Source organism: Paenibacillus sp. FSL W8-0919 (assembly GCF_038003785.1).
Taxonomy (GTDB): domain Bacteria; phylum Bacillota; class Bacilli; order Paenibacillales; family Paenibacillaceae; genus Paenibacillus_AQ; species Paenibacillus_AQ lactis.
The window spans coordinates 3,516,431-3,541,906 of record NZ_JBBOPV010000001.1; the positions used below are offsets into that span (position 1 = coordinate 3,516,431).

General features: G+C 47.7%; 33 protein-coding genes. 30 read left to right on the plus strand and 3 right to left on the minus strand.

What is annotated here, in order from left to right; genetic code table 11:
• Positions 1 to 28 precede the first annotated feature (28 nt).
• From NST44_RS15955 to NST44_RS16000, 11 genes are all read left to right on the plus strand, one after another.
• The gene (locus tag NST44_RS15955; RefSeq protein WP_340900082.1) at positions 29 to 973 is read left to right on the plus strand and encodes a YqaJ viral recombinase family nuclease; all 945 of its coding nucleotides are present in this window, start codon (positions 29 to 31) and stop codon (positions 971 to 973) included.
• Between the two features lie 11 nt (positions 974 to 984).
• Entirely contained in the window at positions 985 to 1,806 is an 822-nt protein-coding gene (locus NST44_RS15960; RefSeq protein WP_340900084.1) for a recombinase RecT, read from the plus strand.
• A 190-nt stretch (positions 1,807 to 1,996) separates the two neighbouring features.
• Positions 1,997 to 2,200, plus strand: a complete 204-nt coding sequence (locus NST44_RS15965) for a hypothetical protein (protein ID WP_340900086.1) — start codon at positions 1,997 to 1,999, stop codon at positions 2,198 to 2,200.
• The gene (locus tag NST44_RS15970) at positions 2,197 to 2,487 is read left to right on the plus strand and encodes a hypothetical protein (RefSeq protein ID WP_340900087.1); all 291 of its coding nucleotides are present in this window, start codon (positions 2,197 to 2,199) and stop codon (positions 2,485 to 2,487) included. Before NST44_RS15965 ends, NST44_RS15970 begins: the two co-directional genes overlap by 4 nt.
• A gap of 22 nt (positions 2,488 to 2,509) precedes the next feature.
• The gene (locus NST44_RS15975; protein ID WP_340900088.1) at positions 2,510 to 3,478 is read left to right on the plus strand and encodes a hypothetical protein; all 969 of its coding nucleotides are present in this window, start codon (positions 2,510 to 2,512) and stop codon (positions 3,476 to 3,478) included.
• Positions 3,465 to 3,800 (plus strand): replicative helicase loader/inhibitor, encoded by a 336-nt coding sequence (locus tag NST44_RS15980; protein WP_340900089.1) that lies wholly within the window; start codon positions 3,465 to 3,467, stop codon positions 3,798 to 3,800. Before NST44_RS15975 ends, NST44_RS15980 begins: the two co-directional genes overlap by 14 nt.
• The gene (gene dnaB, locus NST44_RS15985) at positions 3,778 to 5,202 is read left to right on the plus strand and encodes a replicative DNA helicase (protein WP_340900091.1); all 1,425 of its coding nucleotides are present in this window, start codon (positions 3,778 to 3,780) and stop codon (positions 5,200 to 5,202) included. The genes NST44_RS15980 and dnaB overlap by 23 nt, the downstream gene beginning before the upstream one ends.
• Before the next feature lie 21 nt (positions 5,203 to 5,223).
• A complete protein-coding gene (locus NST44_RS31085) occupies positions 5,224 to 5,382 on the plus strand; it encodes a DUF6906 family protein (protein WP_445670719.1) in 159 nt (52 codons plus the stop codon).
• A complete protein-coding gene (locus tag NST44_RS15990) occupies positions 5,382 to 5,567 on the plus strand; it encodes a hypothetical protein (protein ID WP_340900092.1) in 186 nt (61 codons plus the stop codon). Before NST44_RS31085 ends, NST44_RS15990 begins: the two co-directional genes overlap by 1 nt.
• Positions 5,568 to 5,686: 119 nt before the next feature.
• Positions 5,687 to 6,100 (plus strand): RusA family crossover junction endodeoxyribonuclease, encoded by a 414-nt coding sequence (locus NST44_RS15995; RefSeq protein WP_340900093.1) that lies wholly within the window; start codon positions 5,687 to 5,689, stop codon positions 6,098 to 6,100.
• Between the two features lie 24 nt (positions 6,101 to 6,124).
• Positions 6,125 to 6,949, plus strand: a complete 825-nt coding sequence (locus NST44_RS16000) for a hypothetical protein (protein ID WP_340900094.1) — start codon at positions 6,125 to 6,127, stop codon at positions 6,947 to 6,949.
• Between the two features lie 14 nt (positions 6,950 to 6,963).
• Here the strand turns inward: NST44_RS16000 and NST44_RS16005 are convergent, their stop codons facing one another.
• Together NST44_RS16005 and NST44_RS16010 are read right to left on the minus strand one after the other, a co-directional pair.
• Positions 6,964 to 7,260, minus strand: a complete 297-nt coding sequence (locus NST44_RS16005) for a hypothetical protein (protein WP_340900095.1) — start codon at positions 7,258 to 7,260, stop codon at positions 6,964 to 6,966.
• Positions 7,261 to 7,308: 48 nt separating this feature from the next.
• On the minus strand, positions 7,309 to 8,190 hold the full coding sequence (locus NST44_RS16010; protein ID WP_340900096.1) for an HNH endonuclease: 882 nt from the start codon (positions 8,188 to 8,190) through the stop codon (positions 7,309 to 7,311).
• Positions 8,191 to 8,325: 135 nt separating this feature from the next.
• Here NST44_RS16010 and NST44_RS16015 point away from each other — a divergent pair, with 135 nt between their 5' ends.
• Both NST44_RS16015 and NST44_RS16020 read left to right on the plus strand, forming a co-directional pair.
• Entirely contained in the window at positions 8,326 to 9,372 is a 1,047-nt protein-coding gene (locus tag NST44_RS16015; RefSeq protein ID WP_340900097.1) for a DNA-methyltransferase, read from the plus strand.
• A 337-nt stretch (positions 9,373 to 9,709) separates the two neighbouring features.
• Complete coding sequence (locus tag NST44_RS16020) at positions 9,710 to 10,201, plus strand: hypothetical protein (RefSeq protein ID WP_340900098.1); 492 nt, start codon at positions 9,710 to 9,712, stop codon at positions 10,199 to 10,201.
• A gap of 104 nt (positions 10,202 to 10,305) precedes the next feature.
• On the opposite strand, the gene NST44_RS16025 is transcribed toward NST44_RS16020, so the two are convergent.
• Entirely contained in the window at positions 10,306 to 11,037 is a 732-nt protein-coding gene (locus NST44_RS16025) for a hypothetical protein (RefSeq protein WP_340900099.1), read from the minus strand.
• A gap of 444 nt (positions 11,038 to 11,481) precedes the next feature.
• Here NST44_RS16025 and NST44_RS16030 point away from each other — a divergent pair, with 444 nt between their 5' ends.
• The 17 genes from NST44_RS16030 to NST44_RS16110 all read left to right on the plus strand — a co-directional run bounded on the left by NST44_RS16030 (position 11,482) and on the right by NST44_RS16110 (position 25,471).
• Entirely contained in the window at positions 11,482 to 12,090 is a 609-nt protein-coding gene (locus NST44_RS16030) for a hypothetical protein (RefSeq protein ID WP_340900100.1), read from the plus strand.
• Entirely contained in the window at positions 12,087 to 12,881 is a 795-nt protein-coding gene (locus NST44_RS16035) for a phage holin family protein (RefSeq protein WP_340900101.1), read from the plus strand. Before NST44_RS16030 ends, NST44_RS16035 begins: the two co-directional genes overlap by 4 nt.
• Positions 12,882 to 13,146: 265 nt before the next feature.
• Entirely contained in the window at positions 13,147 to 13,698 is a 552-nt protein-coding gene (locus NST44_RS16040) for a hypothetical protein (RefSeq protein WP_340900102.1), read from the plus strand.
• 363 nt (positions 13,699 to 14,061) lie between these two features.
• Entirely contained in the window at positions 14,062 to 15,351 is a 1,290-nt protein-coding gene (locus NST44_RS16045; protein ID WP_340900103.1) for a site-specific DNA-methyltransferase, read from the plus strand.
• 57 nt (positions 15,352 to 15,408) lie between these two features.
• A complete protein-coding gene (locus NST44_RS16050; protein WP_340900104.1) occupies positions 15,409 to 15,840 on the plus strand; it encodes a DUF3888 domain-containing protein in 432 nt (143 codons plus the stop codon).
• Positions 15,841 to 15,904: 64 nt separating this feature from the next.
• Positions 15,905 to 16,297: a hypothetical protein gene (locus NST44_RS16055; RefSeq protein WP_340900105.1), complete on the plus strand. Its 393-nt coding sequence runs from the start codon at positions 15,905 to 15,907 to the stop codon at positions 16,295 to 16,297.
• A 183-nt stretch (positions 16,298 to 16,480) separates the two neighbouring features.
• Positions 16,481 to 16,696, plus strand: coding sequence for a hypothetical protein (locus tag NST44_RS16060; RefSeq protein ID WP_340900106.1), 216 nt, complete (start codon positions 16,481 to 16,483; stop codon positions 16,694 to 16,696).
• A 161-nt stretch (positions 16,697 to 16,857) separates the two neighbouring features.
• The gene (locus NST44_RS16065) at positions 16,858 to 17,250 is read left to right on the plus strand and encodes a YmaF family protein (protein ID WP_340900107.1); all 393 of its coding nucleotides are present in this window, start codon (positions 16,858 to 16,860) and stop codon (positions 17,248 to 17,250) included.
• 89 nt (positions 17,251 to 17,339) lie between these two features.
• On the plus strand, positions 17,340 to 18,218 hold the full coding sequence (terS, locus tag NST44_RS16070) for a phage terminase small subunit (protein WP_340900109.1): 879 nt from the start codon (positions 17,340 to 17,342) through the stop codon (positions 18,216 to 18,218).
• Positions 18,211 to 19,638: a DEAD/DEAH box helicase family protein gene (locus tag NST44_RS16075; protein ID WP_340900111.1), complete on the plus strand. Its 1,428-nt coding sequence runs from the start codon at positions 18,211 to 18,213 to the stop codon at positions 19,636 to 19,638. The genes terS and NST44_RS16075 overlap by 8 nt, the downstream gene beginning before the upstream one ends.
• Before the next feature lie 17 nt (positions 19,639 to 19,655).
• Positions 19,656 to 21,155 carry a hypothetical protein gene (locus NST44_RS16080; protein ID WP_340900113.1) on the plus strand — a complete coding sequence of 500 codons (1,500 nt, stop codon included), beginning with the start codon at positions 19,656 to 19,658 and terminating at the stop codon, positions 21,153 to 21,155.
• Positions 21,155 to 22,207, plus strand: coding sequence for a phage minor capsid protein (locus NST44_RS16085; protein WP_340900115.1), 1,053 nt, complete (start codon positions 21,155 to 21,157; stop codon positions 22,205 to 22,207). Before NST44_RS16080 ends, NST44_RS16085 begins: the two co-directional genes overlap by 1 nt.
• A gap of 82 nt (positions 22,208 to 22,289) precedes the next feature.
• The gene (locus tag NST44_RS16090) at positions 22,290 to 22,643 is read left to right on the plus strand and encodes a hypothetical protein (protein ID WP_340900117.1); all 354 of its coding nucleotides are present in this window, start codon (positions 22,290 to 22,292) and stop codon (positions 22,641 to 22,643) included.
• A gap of 109 nt (positions 22,644 to 22,752) precedes the next feature.
• Positions 22,753 to 23,478, plus strand: coding sequence for a scaffolding protein (locus NST44_RS16095; protein WP_340900118.1), 726 nt, complete (start codon positions 22,753 to 22,755; stop codon positions 23,476 to 23,478).
• Between the two features lie 15 nt (positions 23,479 to 23,493).
• On the plus strand, positions 23,494 to 23,871 hold the full coding sequence (locus NST44_RS16100; RefSeq protein ID WP_340900119.1) for a head decoration protein: 378 nt from the start codon (positions 23,494 to 23,496) through the stop codon (positions 23,869 to 23,871).
• Positions 23,872 to 23,900: 29 nt separating this feature from the next.
• Positions 23,901 to 25,040, plus strand: coding sequence for a major capsid protein (locus NST44_RS16105; RefSeq protein WP_340900120.1), 1,140 nt, complete (start codon positions 23,901 to 23,903; stop codon positions 25,038 to 25,040).
• 62 nt (positions 25,041 to 25,102) lie between these two features.
• Positions 25,103 to 25,471 (plus strand): hypothetical protein, encoded by a 369-nt coding sequence (locus NST44_RS16110; protein WP_340900122.1) that lies wholly within the window; start codon positions 25,103 to 25,105, stop codon positions 25,469 to 25,471.
• Positions 25,472 to 25,476 lie beyond the last annotated feature (5 nt).

Consider the following 25,476-nt stretch of genomic DNA (forward strand, 5'->3'; position numbering starts at 1 on the left):
GCGACTTTATTTGAAGGGGGATATTTTCATGGCAATGACCGTTGCGGCCCTGACAAAGGGTCTGGAACGCTCAGAATGGTTGAAATTGCGTCAGAAGGGGATCGGCGGCAGCGATGCTTCAGCTGTCGCTGGCCTGAACCGTTACAAGTCCCCGGTTGCCGTATTCATGGAGAAAACAGGGCAGATCGAGCCGGAAGAAGCCGGCGAAGCGGCATACTGGGGGACGCAGCTTGAGGATCTGGTTGCCAAGGAGTTTATGGCTCGCACTGGTCTCCGGGTGCAGCGCAGCAACAAGATGTACAAGCATCCGGAATATCCTTGGATGCTTGGGAATGTCGATCGGTTGATTACCGATGAACACAAGCGCCGCGGAGTGCTGGAGTGCAAGACAACCAGCGCATACAAGGCGGACGAATGGCAAGGAGACCGGGTGCCGGATGAGTACACCATCCAGCTGCAGCATTACATGGCGGTCCTGGGCGTGGATTACGGGTTCTTCGCAGTCCTGATCGGTGGAAACAAGTTTGAATACCGGTATGTTGAGCGGAATCCCGGCATTATCGATTCCTTGGTCAAGATTGAGAAGGAGTTTTGGAACGAAAACGTCTTGAAGGGCATACCGCCGGCGATCGACGGTAGCCAGGCTTCGGTGGATCTACTGAACAAGTTGTATCCCGAGTCTAAGCCAGCCAGCGAGATCGAACTTACGGCGGCACAAGCCGAACTGGTTTTGAATCTCCGGGCGGCGAAGGAGGATGCTAAAGCTGCTGAGGAGTTGGTCAAAGCATACGAAAATGAGCTCAAATCGATTATTGGTGAGAACGAGACGGCCCTGTTTAAGGGCGAACCAGTCGCGACTTGGAAGTCGACCACTAGTACCAGATTGGACACAAGTCGGCTGAAGAAAGAACAACCGGATCTTTATCAAAAATATGCTGTCACCTCGTCCTCGAGACGTTTTTTGGTGAAGTGAGGAGGACCTAAATGGCAAAGACATCATTAGAAAACAAGTTGCAGGAGCGGGCCGCTGGCGGCACCGCACCGGCGAAAGCGCAAGGGACAAGCCTTAAATCATTGTTGAACTCTCCGGCGATCAAGAAGCGGTTTGAGGAGCTGCTGGATAAGCGCTCAGCCCAGTACATGACATCGATCGTCAACCTCTACAATTCGGACGCGATGCTGCAAAAGGCGGAGCCGATGAGCGTAATTTCATCCTGCATTGTCGCTGCGACACTGGACCTTCCGGTGGACAAGAACCTCGGGTACGCATGGATCGTCCCTTATTCAGGCAAAGCGCAGTTCCAGCTCGGCTACAAGGGCTACATCCAGTTGGCGCTGCGCACGGCCCAATACAAGGCCATCAACGTCATCGAGGTTTATGAGGGCGAGTTGATCAAGTGGAACCCTCTGACAGAAGCACTGGAACTCGATTTTGAGAAGCGCAAGTCAGATGCCGTGATTGGTTATGCCGGTTATTTCGAGCTCGTAAACGGGTTCCGGAAGTCCGTGTACTGGACGAAAGATCAGATTGAGGCTCATCGCAAAAAGTTTTCTAAGTCTGATTTCGGTTGGAAGAAAGATTACGACGCTATGGCGAAGAAAACGGTGATCCGCAACATGCTCTCCAAGTGGGGGATCCTCTCGATCGAGATGCAGGAGGCTTACAGCAAAGAGATTGAAGCATCACCAACGAGCCAAGACGGGAGTGAAGAGATCCCGATCGACCTGACACCAGAGGATTACAGTGTCGGTGATGAACAAGATGATCAGGTTGGCCAGACTCAGGACGAACTGGACTTTGAATGATGGAGAACTTAACCGGCTCTCCCCTCATGCGCAGCATGATGGGCAATCGGATCTGGCGGCTAATGTCATCCAATCCGGAAGAGTTCAAACGGAAGACCCGGGCCTACTTCGCCCTGGGGTACCCTGGATGGACTGTGGTAAAAGTCAAATACCCTTTCGTGTTTTTAAGGGATGACAGGGGGCGGCAGAGTTGAAAGAACCCGTACAGTTAGATCTCTTCGGAGATTATGAGGAAAAGCCCGAACAACCGGCTTTAAACGGAATGTATTACGAACGGGCGACTGGGAAGTTTGTCTCCTTCGTATGCGGGCGTCGGTACTTTGAGGTCACTCCCGGCCAATGCTTGGGCGACAAGGAATGGAAACAGAGAATCAAGAAGGAGCGTGCGATATGAACCGAATGAAAGAAATGACAAAAGAGGAGCTTCATCAGCGTACGAAGGAGATCGTGGACTTCCTTACTGATAAAAACGAGGAAGCGAAGAAGGCGGGGGTCGAGCAGCACGGTCACTTCTATACTTCTGTTGCCTTTACACTTGGCTCTTTGATCGGATTTGACTTTGAACCTGAAGGGTATGGCCCAATGCTCGGAACAATGCTTGATTCCCTCACGGACGGGCTGCAGACAGGCGCCCAAGGCAAGGGTGTAAAAGGAACCTTCATCAAAGTCGTAAGAGATTGAATCCTAGTTAGGGGATGAGCGAATGCCCGAAGGCAGTTACCCTTTTCCGATGTACTCCGGATTGCTGGAGCCAGAACACTACAAGAACATAGGCAGCTCGATATGGCTTTTCCTCTGGTGCATCAGCTCCACAACAAGGGAGCTTGAGGAGGGGGGAACAGTCTGGGGCATCGTCCTTGGTGGTAGGCCCCTAAAACTATCCGAGATTGCTGGGTACTTCGGAGTCAATGACAAGACCGTGAGCCGCTGGATGGACACCTTAGAGCAGCATGAATACATACGAGTAACCAGGGCAGCACGTGGATTGATCTTATCGGTTCGGAATTCGAAGAAGTGGCCGGACAAAAATGTCCGATCAGTCGAAAGTGAGAAGACAAAAGTGTCCGATCACCCCAAAAGTGAAGAGACAAATATGTCCGATCACAAACGCAGTGATAAGACATATTTGTCCGATCAGTCGCCTAGTGAACAGACAAATATGTCCGATCATGAGCAAAATTTAGCCAGTGATCGGACAGAAATGTCTGATCTAAAAGATATTACTACTACTACTCCTATTACTACTACTGACGGAGAGTGGTTTGAGGATGAGCCTGGATCGCCATCTCAGGCTGACGGAATGATCGTCATTTTAAATGCTTATTGCAAATTGCATGGCAAGTTGGATTTTCACGTAAAACCACGTGAACGCGAAGCCATGGGTAGGATGGTCGCCGGGGGGATGCCGGTACCCTTTACCATCTCAACTATGGAGAGCCTGCTTCAGGCAAAGCGTGATCGTGAAGGGAAAGACTTCAAGTGCCCGACGAGCTTTTTATACTACGTGGATGGAATCAACGAAGCTTGGCGCAATTCCCAAACTACCAGTCCGCCGATGGCTGGAGTCGCCCAGGGAACGCCAGAGCAACCGAAACGAATGAGCAAGCAGCAGCAGGCTCTTGAGGATTTAAGAAGACGAGCAAGGGAGGAACGACAGCGTGAACAGAGCTGAGGTAATCGACCTTTTCATCGAAATCAAGCAAGAGTACCCATATTTTAACGACAGCGACGACGAGGTCGACCGCCACTACAAATATCTCAAGGATTTTCCATTTGAAGCAGCTTTGCGTAATGTCGAGCAGCACATCAAGACAAGTAAACGGCCGCCCGGTATCTCAGAAATCAGAGGAAGCCTCGGCGAACAGATCGAGCGTGACCGCATGAAATCCTACACGCAAGAGTATTTTACCGAGCGTGCTCGGGCTAAACAAGAAGCGTGCCCACCGCCGCCAGGCTGGAAGGAGTCTATTTATGCAAAACTCGGACGTGCTTAACATGATCATGCCAGAAATGCCGCATGACTTGGCTGCTGAGTGCTCAGTGATCGGGGCCATATTGGTGAAGCCAGACGTCTACGAACACGCTGAGGCTCTGGATCCTAAAGCCTTTTATCGCAAAGAGCATCAGATCATCTTCGGACGGATGGCAGAACTTGCAGAGGAAGCCGAGCCAATTGATATTGTGACACTGGCTTCCCGGCTGCAGAACAATGGCGAGCTGGAGGACATTGGAGGCGTTAGTTATCTCTCGAAATTGGCTCATGCCGTGCCGACAGCGGCGAACATCGAAAGCTATGTTGCTTCCGTTGAGGAGAAGTATTTGCTGCGAGAGCTTATTCGAACGGCTCAGTCCCAGATCGCCGCGGCAACGGCCGGGGGAAGCATCCAAACCATTGCCGCGGAGATGCAGACGGCCGCAGCCAAGCTAACGGATCGGGCAGCTCCCAAACAGGATTTCAAGCGTGTCAGAGATGTTTTGATCGATGTCATTGAGTCGACCGAGAACAAGGCCGAAGTGTATAAAACCGGGAAGGTCACCGGGATCGCGACGGGTTACACGGACTTGGATGCCATCCTAGGAGGATTGCAAAATAGCGATCTAATCATTGTGGCAGCCCGGCCGTCGGTCGGGAAAACAGCTTTCGCCCTGAATATCGCTCAGAATGTGGCCACTCGTGTCCAGGATCCAGTTGCTATTTTCAGTCTGGAAATGTCAGCTGAGCAGTTGGTCACTCGGATGGTCAGTGCTGAGGGCATACTCGAAGCGAGCAAACTCCGAATCGGGGATATGGGGGCTGAGGATTGGACAAAGATGGCCGATGCCGCAGGCGTCCTCGGCGGTACGAATATTTTGATCGACGACTCGGCCGGAATCACGGTCCATGATATCCGCTCGAAATGTCGGCGCCTCAAGAAACAGGAGGGACTCGGTCTGGTCGTGATCGATTACCTGCAGCTGATCGCAAGCGTCAGCAAGGGTAGAGGGCCGGAGAACCGGCAGCAGGAGGTATCGGAGATCTCCCGGACGCTGAAGCACTTGGCCCGGGAATTGGATGTTCCGATCATTGCACTTTCCCAGCTCAGCCGGGGCGTTGAGCAGCGGCAGGACAAGCGTCCGATGATGAGCGACCTTCGGGAATCCGGATCAATCGAGCAGGACGCCGACATTGTGGCCTTCCTTTACCGGGATGACTACTACAACGCGGAGACCGAGAAGAAGAACATCATCGAGATTATTATTGCCAAGCAGCGTAACGGGCCGGTTGGAACCGTCGAACTGGTATTCCTAAAGCAGTTCAACAAATTTGTTAACTATGACCGGGTGCATTCGGATCCCGGTCCACAGCCGCCAAAACAGAACAAGGTAGTCAATATGGATAAGCGCCAATGGGCGTGAGCCAAAGGAGGCTAATGGGAGATGAAGAACGGAAAGCGGCCGACGAGGCGGCAAAGAAATGAAATCAAAGATCGGGGACTCAACCCCGAAAACTGGCTAGTAGAGCGAGATACACCTGCAACTATGGTCCTGATTCATCGGTACACTGGCAGTTCGCGGACGATCCGGCGGGGTGCGTGATGAGCAGGTGGAGTCACTGGCACGTTTACGAGTACATGAGGCAACGGTACATCCATACCGGCCTGGTGCCGGATCGGCAGGAACTGCTAGCCGAATTTGCTGATATTGAGCTGGCTCTTATCGAAGAAGGCGTGAAGGAATTCAATTTGGTCATGTCGATCGGGGGCGGAGCCATTGCGAAGTAGCAAGAGATTGGATCCATTTTTTCAAGAGACGCCGTACGACATCATTTTTGATGACTCTGGCTGCCTGATAGGTGAAGTTTTTGTGCTGATAGGGGAATCGAGAAGGGAGGCGACGCCATATGATCCAGTTCACCGTGTACGGAGAACCCGTCGCTCAGGCAAGGCCAAAGTTCAGCACAGCCGGTGGGTTCGTTAAGGCATATGACCCGGCAAAGTCTAGGAATTACAAGGATTATGTAAGGCTCGCTGCAGCAGAGCACGCGCCGGCTAATCTTTTGGAAGGGCCGATCGGGATGATGCTCACCATTTACCGATCAATGCCCAAGAGCTTTAGCAAGCGGAAGGCAGCGGCGGCGGAGGCCGGGGAGCTGCGGCCAACTACGAAGCCTGACGTGGACAACTACCTGAAGGGCGTAAAGGATGCCTTGAAGGGGGTAATCTGGAAGGATGACAGCCAAGTGGTCGAGGTGTTTGTTCAAAAGAGATACAGCAGCCGGCCGCGCATTGAAGTCAAAATCAAGGACTTATCATAAAAATTCGAAGGGAAAGTGATCGATATGGGGAAAGATTTTGCGAAGCTTACTGGAGAATTAGCAAAAGGCATCAAAATTGGGGAATCGTCCATTGAGATAAAACTGACCTTCCCACTTAAAGCAGCATTACCGCATTTGGTCTTCTTAAGTAACAACCAAGGGGAAGAGCTTAACGTATTCCTTGGGGATCCGCAAATGTCATTCGATTTTGATGAGGAGGATGACGCGTATAAGCTTTACACGGGCGGCCGCCGAGTGACTTCGGATGCTTCCGGCGTGGTGACATCGGTCGAGCAGCCTGAGAAGGATGAGAACCAGGCGGAGCTGCAGCTTGATGAACCGGTAACAGGAGAAGAAGCGGATCGTGGCGAGGATCAGGCAGGAGATCCGGAAGGGGAACCGCCGGCAGAAGACACTCCGGCAGAAGATGGCGACGAGCTGAACGATTACGAAAAGGAAATCATAGGCGAGGGTTCGAAGCAAGAAGGTTCTGATCTTCCGGAATGGATGCATGAACAGCATGAGCAGTCTGGTGGACAGGAGATGAGTTTTGAGGACGCTGATCAGGATCCAGAAACGAACGAGAACTATGAAACTGAGGAAAGCCGGACTCCTAGCGATCAAGAGATCAGCAAGGAGGAACTGGAACAGTACATTCTGAAAGAACGCCCTTCTTTCGAAGATATCCCGTTGGATTTTCCTTTGTTTTTAGAAAAACGACTGAATGAAGGTAAGACTTGGGTTGAGATTTCAAAGATTGCAGGTGTACCATCAAGCCAGCTTCAGCCAAAGTGGAAAAAATATAAGGAAATGGTCACCAAAATGATGAAGGATGGAGGAGCGGCTTGAGCCGCTTCTCACTATTATTCTTCTATGAGTTTTATATCCACAGTATGTTTGCAATTAGGGCATTTAGTTTCAGCTATGTATTTCTTTTTATCGTTGATAGTTAGGAGAGATAGTAATTGCACTACTATTCCTGGTAATGATATAGCGGCTAGTATGAGGGACATTCTACTCATGATTTTTGTATTTAAAACAATTTGATCATCAATAAAGGCGAAATAAAGCAACAGGCCAAAAAGAACAAGGAAGCTAAGTACTGCAAGAATGTAGACACATCCGAAGAAAATTCTAGCACTGCGTTTAATATTTTTCATGCTCAACTATCTCCTTATTCATGTTCGTAAAAGGCTGAGCTGATTCCATTACTTAGCTCCTTCTGTCTCTCGCCATTTAAGTGCATCTGGGTGAGGTTGATTTGGTAAATGATTTAGATTGGAACGGGTGATACCCATCATTGAAGCAGTGTATTTAGGTGTAACCTCAATGGCGGTCGTTTCAGGATTTATTTTAAGAAGCCCTGAATCAAAGGCTAGATGATGGTTTGCACACAACACTAAACCATTGCGAGGATCATCTGAACCTTGATACTTTTTCGGTACAATATGAGCCGCTTGTAGGAGATTAGGGAGTCTTATATCACATACTGCACACACTGCGCCATAACGTTTAAAAACATTAAATTTAAAACTGGGTTGCCCAGGACGGCTTTTGACAACGGTAGTCCCTTGTATGTGTTTAGGATCAGATTTTAATACAAATGGTGTATCATCTGTATTTTCATCGTAGGTCATGAACATTGGCTGGTCGGTCTTAAATAACACCAAAAAAGTTTTAGTTGTGTCGTCCCACGAAGTGATTTTTGCTAACTGAACTTTTCTGTTAGTACCATGCATAGAAATGACAAACACAGGGACATCGAATTTGGATGCATTTTTTGCAGATTGAATTTCGTTCTGGTCTGTATTCCCAATACGTGAAGTCTCTGGGTAGTGATAGATGATTTCGGTATCTGAGAGATCGTCCGGATAATGTCGTCCAGTATGTAACAGTGATAGAGCTATTCCGGCGCCATCAACTGTGCATTGTTTTGTTCGCTTGATGTCTCTGTATATTCCGGCTTGACCAGAAAAAAAATTGAGATCTCGCAATAACTTTGGAGGGACGTTATTAGCATCTACTGCTCTGGTAAGCGTGCTCCACATTTCTAAACGACGTGAAATTTCACTTTGTATCTGATTAGTCAAGTAATGTCACCAACTCTAAGTTATTTTTATATTAATTTGTATCGGAATTATTAAGAGAATCATGACATATTTGCAAGATTAATTAAAGAAAGTTGGGGAAATGGAGTGATAATACAAGGAAACTGCATAGAAGTCATGCCACAGCTCGAGGCTGAATCATTTCACACCTGCGTGACTTCCCCTCCATATTTTGGGCTGAGAGATTACGGGTTGAAGCCGACTTACTGGCCAGAAGTGACGTACACACCAATGCCGGGGCTGCCTCCCATGACCGTTTCGGAGTGGACTGGATGCCTTGGTTTGGAGCCAACGCCAGAAATGTTCGTCGCTCATATGGTTCTCGTGTTCAGGGAAGTATGGCGGTTGCTTCGAAAGGACGGCACACTCTGGCTAAATTATGGGGATTCCTATGCGGCCGGAGGAAATGGTGGAGGTGGTGCCTTCATGGATGAACGGCGGGCATGGAAAGGGCGATCAAGCAAGAATGGATGGAGAAAGCCACCGGAAGGGTTGAAGAGAAAGGACCTGGTCGGAATACCTTGGCGTGTAGCCTTTGCATTACAGGCTGACGGTTGGTATTTGCGGATGGATAATGTCTGGAATAAGACAAATCCGATGCCGGAAAGCGTTCGAGACCGTCCTACAAAGGCGCATGAATATATTTTCTTGCTGGCGAAGTCTGAACGCTACTATTATGATCGCGATGCTGTATTGGAACTTTTAGCCGAAACGTCCGTCGCTCGATTAGCGCAGAACGTTGAAGCTCAACAAGGATCTAAACGAGCTGCAGGAGGTGCCAAAGTGAATGGAGCCATGAAAGCCCTGTTTTCAGTCCGCGGCTCTCGTGGAGTCTATAATAAACCACTGAATTCTGCTAGACGGAATGGAGAGAAACCGTTCGTTCTACCAAAGATGCGTAATAGACGATCAGTATTTACAGGACCGACAGCTTCTTTCACTGAAGCTCACTTCGCTGTTTTTCCTGAATGGCTAATTAAGCCATGTATTTTGGCGGGCGCACCCGTCGGCGGAAGGGTCCTCGATCCTTTTGGAGGATCCGGAACCACACTGAAGGTTGCTCTGGAGAATAACCGGGAATGCACCATCATCGAGATGGGACCGCAGTATGTAGAGATTGCCGAGCGTCGGACAGCAGTGATTCAGCCGACCTTGAATATATGAATGGAAGAGACGAACGTTGGACGAGAAGAGAAAACCCACATTCTTTAAAGAGAATTAAGGAGTTGTGCTGCGACTAAAGAGCAAGCGCATATTACTAGCTAAACAAGAGTCATAACTATAACAAACTTCTTACCATTCATCATTTTCATCTCGGAAAGAATATATAGGCTGCGATCTGATATATAAATTAACTGCTCAAGGATAGGATACAACAAAAAATAAATGAGTACGGAGGAGATAATTAATAAAATGAAAAGACCCCCAAATCCGTGGCAGGGGCGGGGGTCAGAAGTTATTAATTCCTCTCACCATTATAGCATAAAGGGGAATGAGGGGAATGGCGATGGCATGGGGACAAGCAGAGCTCTTTCCAAAAGCAAATGAAGCGGAGATCCAGCGAACAAAGTTCCTACTCGGTAAATATAAAGAGATGACTATGCTCATGCAGGATTTCGAAAAGTTTGAGAAAGAGTTGAAGCAGACGACAATTGACGGCGAGGTGGCTCGTCGAATCGATCAGGAGGATCTGCATGCTGATAAGACGGCTAACGCTACGATTCTGATTGAAAAGCAGCGTTGGGTATATCAGAGATATCAGTTTTATACTCATCAGCTTCGCAGAGCTTTCAGTTTGATTCAGGACGATGATGAAAGGGAGGCTGTCGATTACAGGTACATGCAGGGTTACTCCTACAAGGAGACGTTGTTGTTCTTCCGGCACGGTCTGAGTGAAAGTACTATTCGCCGCAAGATAGCTGAAGGTACTGAAAGTATGGCAAATACCCTTAAGCTTATGGGGTTTTTCGAGCAAGATGATGCAGAATATTGAGAATAAAAAAACGGCGGACTAGATAGTGCACAATCTTAGTCCGCCGTTGCTTTAAGGAATTTGAAGTTTCTATGTTTAGAAGAATCTATTTTCGGACAGTGAGATTATGCTTCATCATTGATTTCTAGGTACATATGTTCCGGGAGTTCATCCCAAAATTCTTGTAGTGCTTCACCGTATTTTATGAATTCAGAATCATCAATATCAAGTGCTCGTTCATTCAATATCGACAGATACAAGTCTTTAATTCGTGTTTCACTATCAGCAACTGTTCGGAATATATCAGGTCGACTTATTTCTAAGTCTTCTGCGGACTTACCATCCCCATGTTTAATGACATTCTGCACCAATCGTAGCTCGTTAATCTTAGTCCATGAATTGAGAGAGTTTTTGTCAACTCCACATTGCAACAATACATTCTCAATCTGGGTTATGTTAGTACAGAAATTTTTGAATTCGTACTGACGCCCTTTTGTATCAAAAAGTCTGTGTTGCCTCGTCAACTCTGAGTAAAAAAATCTCCTGAGTTGTTGTTCCCAGTACTGGTATAGTGTTGATATATTCATGAGACGTGTATTGTACTGCATGAGCATCATTCCAGCCCAGTATTCATAACCAAACTCATGTGCTCTTTGTGCATACTCAGCTGGGTCATCGCGTTCCGGGTCAAAGTAACAACCAATTTCACTGTAGTATTCTTCAGCTTTTTGTTGAGATTCATCATCAATTGAAGAAAAGACAGGTGAAATTCTCTCTATATACGTAGTGACAAACAACCCAATTTCTTTCTTAAAGTCATTTTTAAGCCGGGGGGGCAAGTAAATAAACGGCCGCATATTAAGCACTCCTATCAATAAGTAAAATATGTTTATATATTATTATCGTAAACCTTCTTTTGTTGCATTAGAAGTACATGGACGATTGTGACTGTAAAGTGAACATAAAATGACCCTAAGTTGAACACCATACGACTATTTTTCAGTGATAGGATGTAACCATAGAAAAAGGCGAGAATGACACGCAGGAGTCGCATGAATGCGGCACCTGGGCGTTCCTCTTCTCGCTTTTTTTCTTTATAAAGGGCAGGGAGTATAATATGTTTCTGAAATTGGTTTGATTAGATTCAAGCAACGGTTATCCAATATAAAGTCAAAGCAATTATTAAGGAATGTAATTAATAGATTAGGTGTTTCACGATTGACACATCTTGGTAATGATGAGATATTAGATAAAAAGTACTAGTTCAACGTTGTTATGCTGAATGTAGGGGGGAATTTTATATGTTTCGTCCTTTAGTTGTCGAAGTTAGCCTGTCTTTTCATAAACTTGATCTTAAACAAGTGGAATTTGAGTGGCTAAGAACCATAAAGGAAAAATATAACTTCAAAGAAACTGATATAAATATTAATAGTATTGATTTGATTGATGCTTTTCCGTTATTAAGAATTCAGTTTAAACAAGATAGCATTGAGATCTCTTTCGCAATAAAGAAGGGGTCTATAGATTATATCAAGGAATTTTTCTCAATTCTAACACCTCACCTAGATTTCAAGAAAATAACAATTACTCAGACAGAGTTAACATTTTTTGAAGAAAAGAAAAACAACAGTAGATTTATTAATTTAGAGTTTAAAGAAACAGATGTCATAGAAGATGTTAATATTCATTTTTCTATTATCAGTAAAGATGATACTCCAGTTAATTTCAGATTGATTGATTCTAATAACATAGATGGAACTGCTCTTATAATTAATGGGAGCCCGAACAAAAAAATCAGTGATAACCAAGAGTTGTTCGATTGTATTGAGTATTATAGAATGAACTTAACAAATATAGCTGCTGAGTATTTTAGTGTAGAAGAGAATAGTTCTGAGGTCCAAACAATATGAATGATAACACAGCAACAAAATTACTGTTATTATCCGAAATTTCTGCAAGCAAAAATAAAGCGGAACATCACTTAAATAATGAAATAGAGCAAAACATTGAATCTGTACTTAAAGAATCAAGGTCTTTATATTGGCAAGTACTTGATACAAGTAGAAACAAAGAAATAGATGATAATTATCTTGGTGTAATTGAAAAAGCAATGGAATATTTACATTGCACAAGTGAGGCAATTGTTGAACACAATCAAAGCATAAATACCAAGCCCGTGCATATTAATTACCATCCCGAAGAAAAGGGAGGTAAGTTAGTGAGGAAATTAGCGGCATTTCTACCACTCAGTTTTCATGATGTACAACGATCTTGGAATGAATTTTCAGAGGTACATAGTTTTAAATTATTCTTTTCAGTTTTAGGTGCTTGTTTAACGTTGTTGCTTGGAGAATTTAATACACTAAGTTGGGTTTTTATTGGTTTAACAGTTGCTCATTTTATCTCACGTTTATGGGCCAACAATTATCGACGTGAAACTGATCAATACATACAATTTAATCGTAATATTCAAATATTCATTCATCCTTACTTTTGGCTATTTGTTGGAAATATGCTAAGTCAAGTAATCTCATTTGATGGTTTACCAGAGGGTACCTTTTATGCATTGTTATTAGTTTGGTTAGTTTATGGGGAATTGAAAGGAACTATAGAAAATATGGCCGTAACTGGCTTGCCTATTCCACCATTTATCGAGAAAATGATAAAAAACAACAATCAAAACATTGATCCTCCTCTTTGAAATGTTAATGATGGGCATTTAAGATGCACCCTAATGGGTGCTTATTCTTTTTATACGACGTAATAATCCGTTTTGCGGCCCTCGATCAAGATTCGTGTAGAAGTATCATGAGGCAGGAAAACCGGCAGCGATGGGCATGCCTGTCGTGCAACTTATTAGAAACCAACTCAACTCAAATAGAGAATGTCATGGTACAGTTCTTAGATGGGAGGAAATTGTTTCCGGTTACCGAAGTATAAGTTATAAATGACAGGGGGTGAGAGCTGTGAGTGATGAAAAAAAGGCTATTGAAGCTGTTCTAAATTTCTTGAAAGATGACTCCAAAAAGATACTTCTGGTAAGAGGTTATGATAATCAAGCTAAATTAAAGGTTGTTCTATCTTGTTTGAATAGAGAATTTGATAGAGGAATTATTAGAACTTCTTCTATGTCTGATATACCAGACTTTATCAACCGTGCATTTAACAAAAGGCTTTTACCGAATACGATTAAGTCAACAACTACTTACAATTTAGGAAGGATGACTGTAAATATAAACAGTTATGTTACTTCTACAAGGAGTAATCCTAAAGGTAACGATAGTAGTTTCACGGTATTTTTTCCTGTTCAAACAGTACTAGATGATTCTAAGCGTTATGATAATTTTTTGACGGAACTTAACAACACAAAATCGAGAAAAGTCATACTGATTACTACCAATGAGTGGAGCATAAAAGAATGGGATGTCGAGAACAAAGTAGACGAAGTGTTTTTTTACAGCGTAGAGAAAGATAATCCTCAACTAATGATTAATTTAAGAAATAATGATGCTATTTAATATCCAAGCACCTTCGGGTGCTTTTTCTTTTGAATTAAGGGGCCGAATATGCGTCGATTTAAGGGGCCTTCTATATGATGCAGGCGAATGTAGGCACGGGATCGGAAAACGGCAGAGAAGGGGAATAGCGTTGGCGTGTGCACCTGTTTACTGTGCACGTTTTACTAAACAAACTCAACTCAATTATTGGCTTTAATGAATAACGCCAGGTTCTGTGCATATGCTTTTAAAACTCCACTCTTGTACTGAATTGTCTTCTTCTCAAGATCCGTGACTGCAGCGGGTAAAGTGTGGATCGCAGGGGTTTGCCGCTTCCTAACTAAAGCGGCCTTTTTTGTGTAAAAAAATAAAAGGGGTACAACTATGGACATCAGAGTCATCTCGATAGATCAGATTAACGCAGCTGCTTACAACCCGAGGATCGATCTGCAGCCGGGGGATCCAGAATATGAAAAGCTGAAGAGTAGCATCGAGGAGTTTGGATATGTCGAGCCAATCGTCTGGAACGAACGTACCGGCAACATGGTCGGCGGGCATCAACGATATAAGATCATGGTCCATGAGCTGGGCCGGACCGAGCTCTCGGTTTCAGTCGTTGACCTGGACGATCAGCAGGAACGGCTGCTTAATCTGGCGCTGAATAAGGTATCTGGAAGATGGGATGAGGAAGCGCTGGCCAGGCTATTGGACGAACTGCAGGAGTCAGGCGCAGATCTCTATTTGTCCGGTTTCGACCAGGAGGAGATCGAGGACCTTGTCAGCGCTCTGCCTGAAGTTCCGGATATTGAAGAGCCGGTCGTTGAGGACGATTTCGACATAGGGAAGGCATTGGATGACATCAAAGAACCGGAGACCCAGCGCGGCGATGTCTGGCAGCTCGGCCCCCATTGGTTGGTCTGTGGAGATGCTACGGATCCGGCAGACGTTGAACGATTGATGGAAGGAGCAAAAGCGGCCCTAGTTGTCACGGATCCGCCGTACAATGTGGCCGTAGAGAGCGATTCGGAGCGCCTGGCCGCTGATGGTCGCAGCAGCATAATGAACGACAACATGCCCGCAGAGGAATTTGCGGGCTTTTTGCAAGCCATATTTGAACGGTACTCGTCGATTATGGAGGCGACGGCCGCTATCTATGTTTTTCACCCATCGTCTTATCAGCGAGAATTCGAGGATGCCATGAACGCGGCAGGCATCGTTGTTCGAAGCCAGTGCATTTGGGTGAAAAATGCAGCATCCTTTGGCTGGTCGCAATACCGATGGCAGCATGAACCGGTCTTTTATGCCCATCTGCGCGGCAAGGCTCCTGCTTGGTATGGCGACCGCCGCCAATCGACGGTGTGGCGCGCCGGCCTTCCTGGTGAGCCCGCTGAACCTGCGACGGTCTGGGAGGTCTCCAGAGGAGATGTTGGCAAATACGTTCATCCCACACAGAAGCCGCTGGAGCTGCTGGCCATACCGATAGGTAACAGCAGCCAGAAGGGGGATTTGGTCGTCGATTTGTTTGGCGGATCCGGCAGTACTCTAATGACCTGTGACCAATTGGGGCGTGTGTGTCGGACATTGGAACTCGATCCAGTATTCTGTGACGTCATTAAGCAGCGGTACCAGGCAGCTACTGGTTACGAGCCTGTTCTTATTCATCGCGAAGTATAATTCTTTGATATCCTTCAAAGGATAAAGTTGTTATTCCTTAGAAGGATGGTGCTTTCAATGATAAAAAGGCAGATTGTATGTTCTTTGATACTTAGTTTCGTTCTGCAAACAGGAGTTTGCTATGGCGAAATAAATAAGCCCCAAGAATCGAGAGAACTCCAGTTCCAAGACATGCTAATGATTTTCCTATTACCATATATGCAAGAGCAGCTTCCAGAAATTTATGCGCCATTGCTAACTGAAGTACCACTATTTTATCCCAATTTTGTTGATGTAATAAGCGTTGAACGAGTAAACGGGTTTCGAGGGTTCATTTTCTTAATAACGTTAGAAGCTGTTCCGTTTATAGGCCCACATATCCCAGTCGGAAAAGATAGGTTCACCTTTGAAGTATCGTTTCGAGAAGTGAAGCTTATTAGCGTACAGCACTTAAAGGATCCTGATAAGGATGACTTTCCTCCAAATTATTTAGATATATTAAGAAACTAAATCAGCCGTCTACATATCTTTTCTTAGCAGGGCCATACTAAGAAAAAAATGGTCAGGTGATTAAGTGAAGATAAAATTTGTATTAGTAATCGTCGTTGTTTTCCTTGGAAGTTTTCCTTTATTGGGGGCACAAGCTTCGGCCCATTCAGACCCCAAACTAGAAGTCACTGAAAGAGCACTACTACAGCAATTGAAACCAGAGATTATCGCATCGTTAAATATGATTTTCAAAGAGAAATATTCAAAATTCGATCGAGAACAAATACTCTCGATTAATGAGCGTGTAACAGCTAATATGAAAAATGAAAAAGCAAGGCCTGTGGATGCGATCCATGGTACACAGTATTTTGAGATAAGGATTAGTTTGCGCAGACCTGATGGGCGAACTGTTGAAATGGACCTGTGGAATGATACTGTAGATGCTCGATATCATCTTGTAGGATACAGAATATATTAGATTTTAGACCAACCGCCTAGGGGCGGTTTTTTCATTTGCTGAGACATAAAAAGGGAGGGCGCTGACACGCCCTCCCATGGTCCAGGGTATCCCCCGGCTGAGATAGCGGCCCGCCGCGCGCGGCATTTAGCTGACATCCGCTATCTCGCATTCCATCATAACGGAAAGCCGAGGGGAACGACAATGGGAACACCTGAGAATAAAGATTTGCTTCTGCAGCATGAGCTTCAAATCATGGAAGGAATCCTCGAGAGTAAAGAACAATACCGCAAGATCGTAAAGGCCGGCATAGCCAAATGGGTCAAAGATTTTCAGGAAGGTAGAATTGAAATCAAAACGGTGGACGACCTGAAAAAGCTGATTGAAATAGATATAGAATTACAGAAGGATGAACTATGATTGAGTACTTTTTTGTGCTTCGGTATTGGATAGTAAATAGACTGTTAGCAGTTAGTGTGTAATCAAAGAAATTGAATTCCTAATAATGGCCTTGCACTTTCCTAGGTTTGCCTCAATAAGATGTTTTGAAGTCGCTTTATTTTAAAGGAGGCAAACAACGGATGCTGAAGAAACGGCCTTCAAAGAAGGCAATAAGGCGAGTGAAGACAAGAATAACAGGCTCTAAACGCGTACAAATCCACGTACATGAATTTGTAGGTAGCACTAAACTAGCTGAAAAAGGTCAAGATCGACATAACCATCGGTTTGCAGGTGTTACAGGGCAAGCTATTCGTGTGGGGAGAAGTCATGTACACGAAATTGATTTAGAAAGAACTGACTCTGTGGACCATTTTCATGAATTGAAGAAGATTAGAACAGGACCAGCTATTCCAGTAGGAAAAGGCAAACACGTTCATTTTGTTACTGGTCAAACTACACTAAATGATGGTCACGTACATCAATTCAATTTTGCGACATTGATTCAATCACCTCTCATAAAGGAAAAAAGTTAAACTGAATAAACTTAGTTGCGGTGATGAAATTAGAAAAGGATAAGCTCTTGTAGCTTGTCCTTTTTTGTTGGGGGTGGTGATGGTGTAGCATGGCGAGAGAAAGAAGTCCCGACCGGGACAAGGCAAAACAAATGTGGCTTGAGAGCGGCGGGACGATGAAGCTAAAAGACATCGCCGCTGCTCTTTCTATTGGGGAGACACAGGTCAGAAAGTGGAAGTCTCAAGATAAGTGGGCTGCCGATTTGAAAGGTAACGTTACCAATGAAACGAAAGGTAACGTTACTAAACGCGGCGCTCCCAAAGGGAACAAAAATGCAACCGGAAATCGCGGTGGTGCTCCCCCTGGAAATCAGAATGCCAAGGGTAACCGCGGCGGGCCGGGCGGTCCTGCCCGAAATAAAAAGGCGGTCACGACCGGCGAATACGAGACGATATGGATGGATGCACTGGAAGAGGACGAGCAGGACCTTGTCGATCTTGTTGACACAGATCCAATCCAACAGGCAGCCGAGTCCATTAAGCTACTGGCTATCCGTGAGCGACGCATGCTTCAGCGCATCGGAAAGCTAATGAATGGCCTGACCGAGAAGCAGCGGCGAGTCCTGAATGAACTAAAAGCAATCAAGGATGTAATGACGGTCCATGATGAAAAGTCCGGACTCACCAAAACAATCCCGGTTACCAGAACCGAAATGGTTGAATCGGAAGTCGAAGAAACAGAATACCGTGCCGTCGATGATATCCTTAAGATCGAAGAAGCCCTGACTCGAGTGACGGACAAGAAGCTAAAGGCTGTTGAGCTAATGAACAGGCTGATCGCTGTCGATGAGGAGAAACAAGTCCGTACAGCTATCCTACAGATCGAGCTGCAGCAGCTCCAGGGAGGAGCCGGCGCGACTCAAAGCTGGACAGATGCCCTTCAGGTTATCGCTGAACGGCGTAGAGCAAAGGTGAAAGCAGATGAGTAAGCCATTTAACGTGATTGCAGGAATCGAGCAACTGCTCGACCTTTACTGGGATGATCCTGTGTCATTTGCAGAAGATATGCTCGGTTTTGATCCGGACGATTGGCAACGCCATGTGATGATAGATGTTGCTCAATATCCAAGGACGAGCGTCAGGTCCGGCCAAGGTGTAGGGAAAACGGGTCTTGAGGCTGCATTGGTTATTTGGTTCCTCTGCTGCCGTCCCAATCCAAAGGTTGTGTGTACGGCCCCAACGAAGCAGCAGCTGCATGATGTGCTTTGGGCCGAGGTTGCCAAATGGCTTGAGAACTCTATGGTCAAAAACCTCCTAAAGTGGACCAAAACCAAGGTCTATATGATTGGCCATGAACAGCGGTGGTTTGCGACTGCTCGGACGGCGAATAAGCCGGAAAACATGCAGGGGTTTCACGAAGACTTCATGTTATTCGTGGTCGATGAGGCTTCTGGTGTTGCGGATCCGATCATGGAAGCGATCCTCGGTACATTATCCGGGGCTGAAAACAAATTATTAATGTGCGGAAACCCGACTCGTACGAGTGGGGTTTTTTATGATTCTCATAACCGGGACCGTAGCCGGTTCCGGACGCACAAGGTCGATAGCCGGAACAGCAAACGGGCCAGCAAAGAGAACATCCAGATGCTGATCGACAAGTACGGCGCCGAGAGCGACGTCGTACGGGTCAGGGTTTATGGAGAGTTCCCTAAAGCGGAGGCGGACGCCTTTATCGCCCTCGAGCTTGCCGAGCTGGCCGCCAGCGCGACCGTAGACGCTGTCGGTGAAACGTTGCATTTAGGTGTGGACGTAGCACGATTTGGTGATGACGAGACGGTAATAGCGCCGCGAATTGGGATGAAGGTCTTTACACTACGGTGTTACAACAAACAGGACACGATGGAGACCGCTGGCCGGGTTCTGAATATCGGTAAGGAAATGCTGAGTTCCTATCCGCAGTTGCAATTCGTCGAAATCAAAGTCGATGACAGCGGGGTCGGCGGGGGTGTCACCGACCGACTGAACGAGGTGATTAGGGAAGAGGGGCTGTATGGATGGCGGGTCATTCCAGTGAACAACGGCAGCAAACCTACTGACGATGAAATCGAGCATTATGAAAATCGCGGAACGGAGGCCTGGGCCGTTATTCGGGATGTGCTTCAGGAATGCTTTTCGAAGCACCTGCAGGGGGAGCCGGTCAGCATTGAACTGCCCAATGACGAACGACTAATCACCCAGCTGACGCAGCGCAAATACAGAATGACCAGCAAAGGGAAGCTTGCGCTCGAGCGTAAAGAGGACATGAAGAAGCGCGGGCTTGATTCCCCTGACCGAGCTGATGCAGTCGTGCTTTCGTTCGTCACCGAGAAAGTAGTCCATTACACCAGTCAACGGCCGGCAGGCTGGTAGAAAGAAGGTGAATACTTTTGACGATTGTTTATTCAAAGAGGAGTTTCCCGCCGCCGCCGTTTGATCAAGAGATCGGCATGATGCTGTATTACCGGCTGCTGTATGAAGGTGAGCATGCCGAGATCTTCCCGAGGGCGCGCTCTGTTGTTACAGAAAAGCGTTCCGTTCACCGCCGTGTCGGCGTTCGATCCTGGCGTAAGGTGGAAAAGGTGTTCAGCGCGGATCATCAATACATCGTGGCCAACTTCAGTAGCCTCGTTGCAGAGGTGCCTGCGGATCTCCTGAACCGGTCACTTGGAAACATCTCGGCGGATACGGAGGAAGGTCCAGAGTTGGACTTCGTATCTTCGGTTGTAACGGCCAGCAAACCAAATGAGAAGGTTTGGTCGGCGATTACCCAGCACCAGGTTGATGGCAGGGTAGCTTACCGGGTTCGACGGAACGAATCCGGGAATGTATGGTTTGAGTGGATCCTGGGGGACCAGTACCTTCCACACGATGACGGCCGCGGCGCGGATGTCGTATGGTTTGAAGAGCGGGGAAACGAAAATCGCAAGGACCGATTCCTTCGTGTTGAGCGACAACGACTTGAGGTCGAAGGGCTCACCATTCAGCAGCTGGTCTTCAAGATGGATGGCGATAATGTGGGCGACCAACTCGATATTGGCCAGTACGCTTCGGATTACGAGTTGGATATCCCAGAAGACGTTGAGCTACCGGGCGTGAACGAGCTGCTTTGTGGAATGGTCACCAACGACGAGACGCTCACGTATCCCCGGGGGAGATCCGCACTCCGAAACATTGACGGACTGCAGGAGGAGATCAACTGGACCATAACCCGGGACAGCATCGTGTTTGATAAGCACGGCAAGCCGAAACTCGCTATTCCCCGGGCGCTGTGGGATACGGTCGCGTCTCAAAATCAGCGGGACTATGGCGGGCGTTTTGTACGGAACGCTGACCTAGAGGTCGTATCCTATGACGACAAGACGGGGGCGGTCCCGATGTATATCACTTGGGACGCCAAGACGCAGCAGAGCTTCGAACATGTCACTCGGCTGATCAAGTACATGTTGGCCATCAGCAAGACGTCTCCGCAAGCTGCCGGCCTCGAGGAAGGCAAAGGCGAATCCGGCGTCGCGCTCCTTTATCTTTGGATTCAATCCGTGATCAAGGCCGAGGCAATCAAAGACAAGTTTGACGCGGCGATCAAGGCTGCCATTCGGAAATGCATGATCCTCGAGAATGCGATCGGCGGGCAGAACCTTAAGATAACCGATCCCGTGGTCGAATGGGGCGAACTGCTGCCGAAGGCGGATAGCGAGAAGGACACAGAAGAAATCGAGAAGTATGCCGGCGGTGTTCAGTCGCTGGAGACGACAGTTCGCCGTATGCATCCGGACTGGTCCGAGGAGGCAATCATGGCCGAGATCCAGAAGATTCAGGACGAGCAGACGGCTGACTCCATGAACCCAACCTTTACGCAGCCACCGCGAATGAATCTGGGTGGTAGCTGATGGCTGATGCGGACAAACTAATCGCACTTTACAGCCAGGCCGGTGAACGACTGCTCGAACTGATACGCTCCCTCGAGTCCGGAAGCTACACGCGACGACGGAAGGAGCGAATCCTGAAGCAGATCGAAGAGATCCTTGCTGAACTGACAGACGGAGCTGCGCAAAGTATGTCCGAACTGTTGGCCGATTCGTATAAAGCCGGATCCCAAGAGGCGGTCAACAGCTTGATCGCTCAGGGAATGCCCGAGAACCAAGTCAACACCGCCCTTGAACCGATTATCCATCAGCAGGCCGTGCAGGCGATCATGGATGATTCCTTTTTCCGGATCCTCGAGGCGACCGACAATATGTCCCAAGACGCGAAACGTCGGGTGGAGGAGATCGTGAGTACCGCGACGGAGCGTATGCTGACTGAAGGTGTTAGCCGGCGGCAGGCTACCAAAGAAGCTGTCGCCAAGATGACCGAGCAGGGTATCACGGGCATTATAGCCAAGAACGGGGCGAGGATCCCGGCGGATAAGTACATGAACGGCGTTGTTCAGTACAATCTTCGCAAGGCCCACGTCACAGGAGCCGAGAACACGATTGTTCAAAACGGTCTCGACCTGATCTATGTGAATTATGTGGGAATAACCTGCGAGTATTGTGCTAAGTATCAAGGGCGGGTGTACAGCATCAGTGGTGCTGATTCACGATTCCCGAAACTGGAGATCCGGCCCCCGTACCATGCTCATTGCGTCCATTCCATTAGTGCCTGGATCGAGGAGTATCAGTCGCCTGATGAGGTGGAGCGGATGCTGGCCGCATCGAACCGGCCGTTTACCGATAACCGCACCGAATCGAACATCCGGCGGTACAACGAGATCCAGCGGGACAAGGTGCGGAAGAATGAAACGCGCAAGCAGTGGATGCGGTATAAGGCTGTGTTGCCAAACGATACGCCGGATTTGAGGACATTCGCCTGGCTGAAAGCAAGAGGCGGGCAGGCATACAAGGATCTGCAGGAATTTTATCAAAGGGCAAACATAAAAAATAAGAAGTTGACCTTATAGAAGTGCCCCTGAAAATATAGCCTATTGACATGCATCCATTAAGAGGTTAGAAAGTAGGTATCAATCATAAGGATGTGGTTTTGTGACAAAGTATTTTTTAAGAGTTAACAAATTTCCGTATCGTCCAGACGATCATATTGCCTTTAAAGTATGGCGAGAAGAGCCTAGAAACGTTGGTGGGGTAGATATACCATACTTAGTAGTGGAACACTTTGAACAATTAGCCCCTGGAGAGGAGAGCTCCGTAGGCTATTCTAATCAAATTTTCGAATGGAATGAAACTGGGTGTGAAGTTAACTTCACCCTAGAAGGTCAATATACTATTAATCAACTTACTGGTATTGCTGAAGGTATCATGCAAACAAATCAAACTTACTCAGAACAATATGAAGCTTTCATACATCGAATACAAGAGCTTGGTTTTACACGAATATAAACCACAGAGTCGCTCATATTAGAGCGGCTTTTTCTTTTGTCCAAACCGTGGCATGACGTAAAACTGCTATTCGAGGATGTCCACCCGGACGTAAAACAGGAGGATAAAGATGCACGAATATATTGCAAGACGGTTTCCTTTGGTATTGGATCTGCAGCTATTTGCAGCTGATAGCGGTGCCAGCGGTGGAGCAAGCGGCGAGGGCAGTGGCAGAGATGGAGCTGGGGGGAATGGTGGTGACGGCGACGCCGGCAACGGCGAGAAGACGTTCACACAGGCGGAACTCGACCAGCTCGTGCAGCAACGTCTATCGCGTGCAGAAAAGGCTGCTCAGAAAACTCTGGCTAAGCAACTGGGTTTCGACTCAGTGGAAGCCATGCAAGCCGCCCTGAAGCCGAAAGACCAAGAGCAGGAGAAGGAATTCGGGAAACTTGACCCCGAGGAAATCGACCGTTTGGTTGACGAGAAGATCAAGGCCCGCGAGAAGGAACAGAGTGACAAGACATTCAAGCGCTTGCTCAACGCCGAGGTTAAGGTGCTGGCGAATGAACTCGGGTTCGCCGATTGGGAGGACGCTGCGGTGCTCGCCGATCTGTCTGCCGTGAAGGAGAACGACAAGGGTGAGCTGGAAGGCGTGAAGGAAGCGCTCGAGGAGCTGGCCAAGAAAAAGCCGCACCTCCTGAAGGCGAAATCCGGCAGCGGCCGGATCGGCGCCGATATCGGCGGCGGAAGCCCCGACGACAAGAAGAAACGGCAGGAAGAAATCATCAATTTAGCCAAGAATCGCGGGACGATCGGAGGACAAGCCGTAAATGACCCGTGGGCAAGAAAATAAGGAGGGAATGTACTCATGAGACTGCAACCAAGACAAAGAGTAACTGTCCATGATGATTACGAAATCCTGGCATCCTTTGAGGTGATCCGGGAGGTAACCAACGGTATCACAATTGATTCGGCAGCTGTCACTGCGGATGCTAACGGTGACAAGATTATCAAAAAAGGCATGCCGATGGCGAAACTCACCGCCTCCGGGAAATTTGTGCCTTACGATCCTGCAGGCACCAATGGCAGCGAGAACCCAACCGTCATCCTGAAACGTACGGTCAACGTTAAAGACGGCGATCATGTTGTCGGCGGTTACGAGGTGGCAAAGGTAATCGCTGACCGAATTCCGGTCACCGTAGACGACACCCTGCGCCAGAAGATGCCGCATATCGTCTTTGCCTAATATCCAAACACGGAAAGGATTGAACATATATGAGAAAGTCGTATAAATTGCGTTACAAACTAGATCTGCAGACCTTTGCCGGCGATGATCCGATCGATCTGACACTGGATGAGGCTTTGACTGGGGAAGACCTGCTCGTTTATTCCCGGAACCTCGAAGTCTCAAATGAATATTTGCATCCGCTGTTGTTTCCTCCGCGGGAAACTGCGGAGCTTACGGTCGATGTCATCCAGGAAGAGTCGCCGCGACTGCCGGTCATGGCCCAAATCGCCGAACTCGGTACCGAAGTCGAATACGGTTCCCGGGAAGGTCTGAAGGGATCGCGCATTGAGATTCCGAAGATTCAGCGGGGGCGTTACATGGATGAGAAGCTTGTCCGCATGGCACTCCAAGCGTCTCAAAGCTACGGCCTTCGCAGCGAGGAGCGTAACCAGTTGCGTAACCGGCAGCTTAACGATGCTCAATATGCAGTTGATGCCATCCGCGCGCGCCGTGAGTGGATCGCCATGACGAGCATTTGGAGCGGTAAGGTGGTTTATACCGAAGGTAACGTGAAGGTTGACGTTGACTTCGGTTATACTGCAGAGCAAAAGCCGGTCCTTAGCGGCACGGATCTTTGGAGCGATATTGTAAACTCCACGCCACTGGATGATATCCAGCTTTGGGTTGACCAATGGAGAGCTAAAGGCATTCGATTGCGTCGGGCGTTGACCTCTCAGAAAATCATCACCCTCCTGCGCCGGAACCTGTCGATCCGGAAGGCTTACCACGGCGACCCTAGCGGCAACGCGCAGCCTCCGCAACTCACGAAGGCTCAATTGGACACTGTTTTTGAATCGATGGAATTCCCGGTTCTGGCAGCTTACGACACACAAGCACGTACAGAGGACCGGGCTTTGACTGGGGGCAAATTGTCCTTCAAAACGGTTCGAATGGTTCCAGAAGATCGCTTCATTCTCCTGCCGGATGGTCCACTGGGGAACTACCTCTGGGCGAAGACAACCGAGGAAATGATGGCCGAGATCGAAGCGGAGCAAACCGGCGACATGGGCCTGTTTGTATTCCGCGATGTAACGAAGAACCCGATCCGACTCCGGACGGCAGGCGTCGCGTTGAACTTCCCAGCGTTTGCTTGGGCTGATTCGGTCGTATCGGCAAAAGTTCTGTAAGAGCTCTTTCGAGGGCTCTTTTTCTTTTGATAAAAATAGGGGAAAGGGTGAAGGCAGTGGACTTGAAAATCACAGGAGTGGCGAAGTACAAGGGTGACTGGAAAAAGCCCGGTGATGAACTCCGCAAGGTCGAAGACGAAATCGGCAAGTCGCTTGTTTCGGCGGAGGTTGCCGTGGAAATAGATTCTCTTGATAAAGAAGGCGACGGCGACCAGGAGCTGCAGGAATTACGAGAGCGGGCAAAAACGTTGGGCGTACAAAACGCCGGCCGTCTTGGAGAGGCCAAGCTGAAGGAAGGCATCGCCGAGAAGGAGGCTGAGCTCAAGCTCAAGGAGCTGCAGGAAAAAGCGTTCGAGCTTGGTATCGCGGATGCTTATGAAAAGGATGCTGCGACGCTCGCCAAAGAAATCGAAGCAGCCGAACAGAAGTAGGTGAT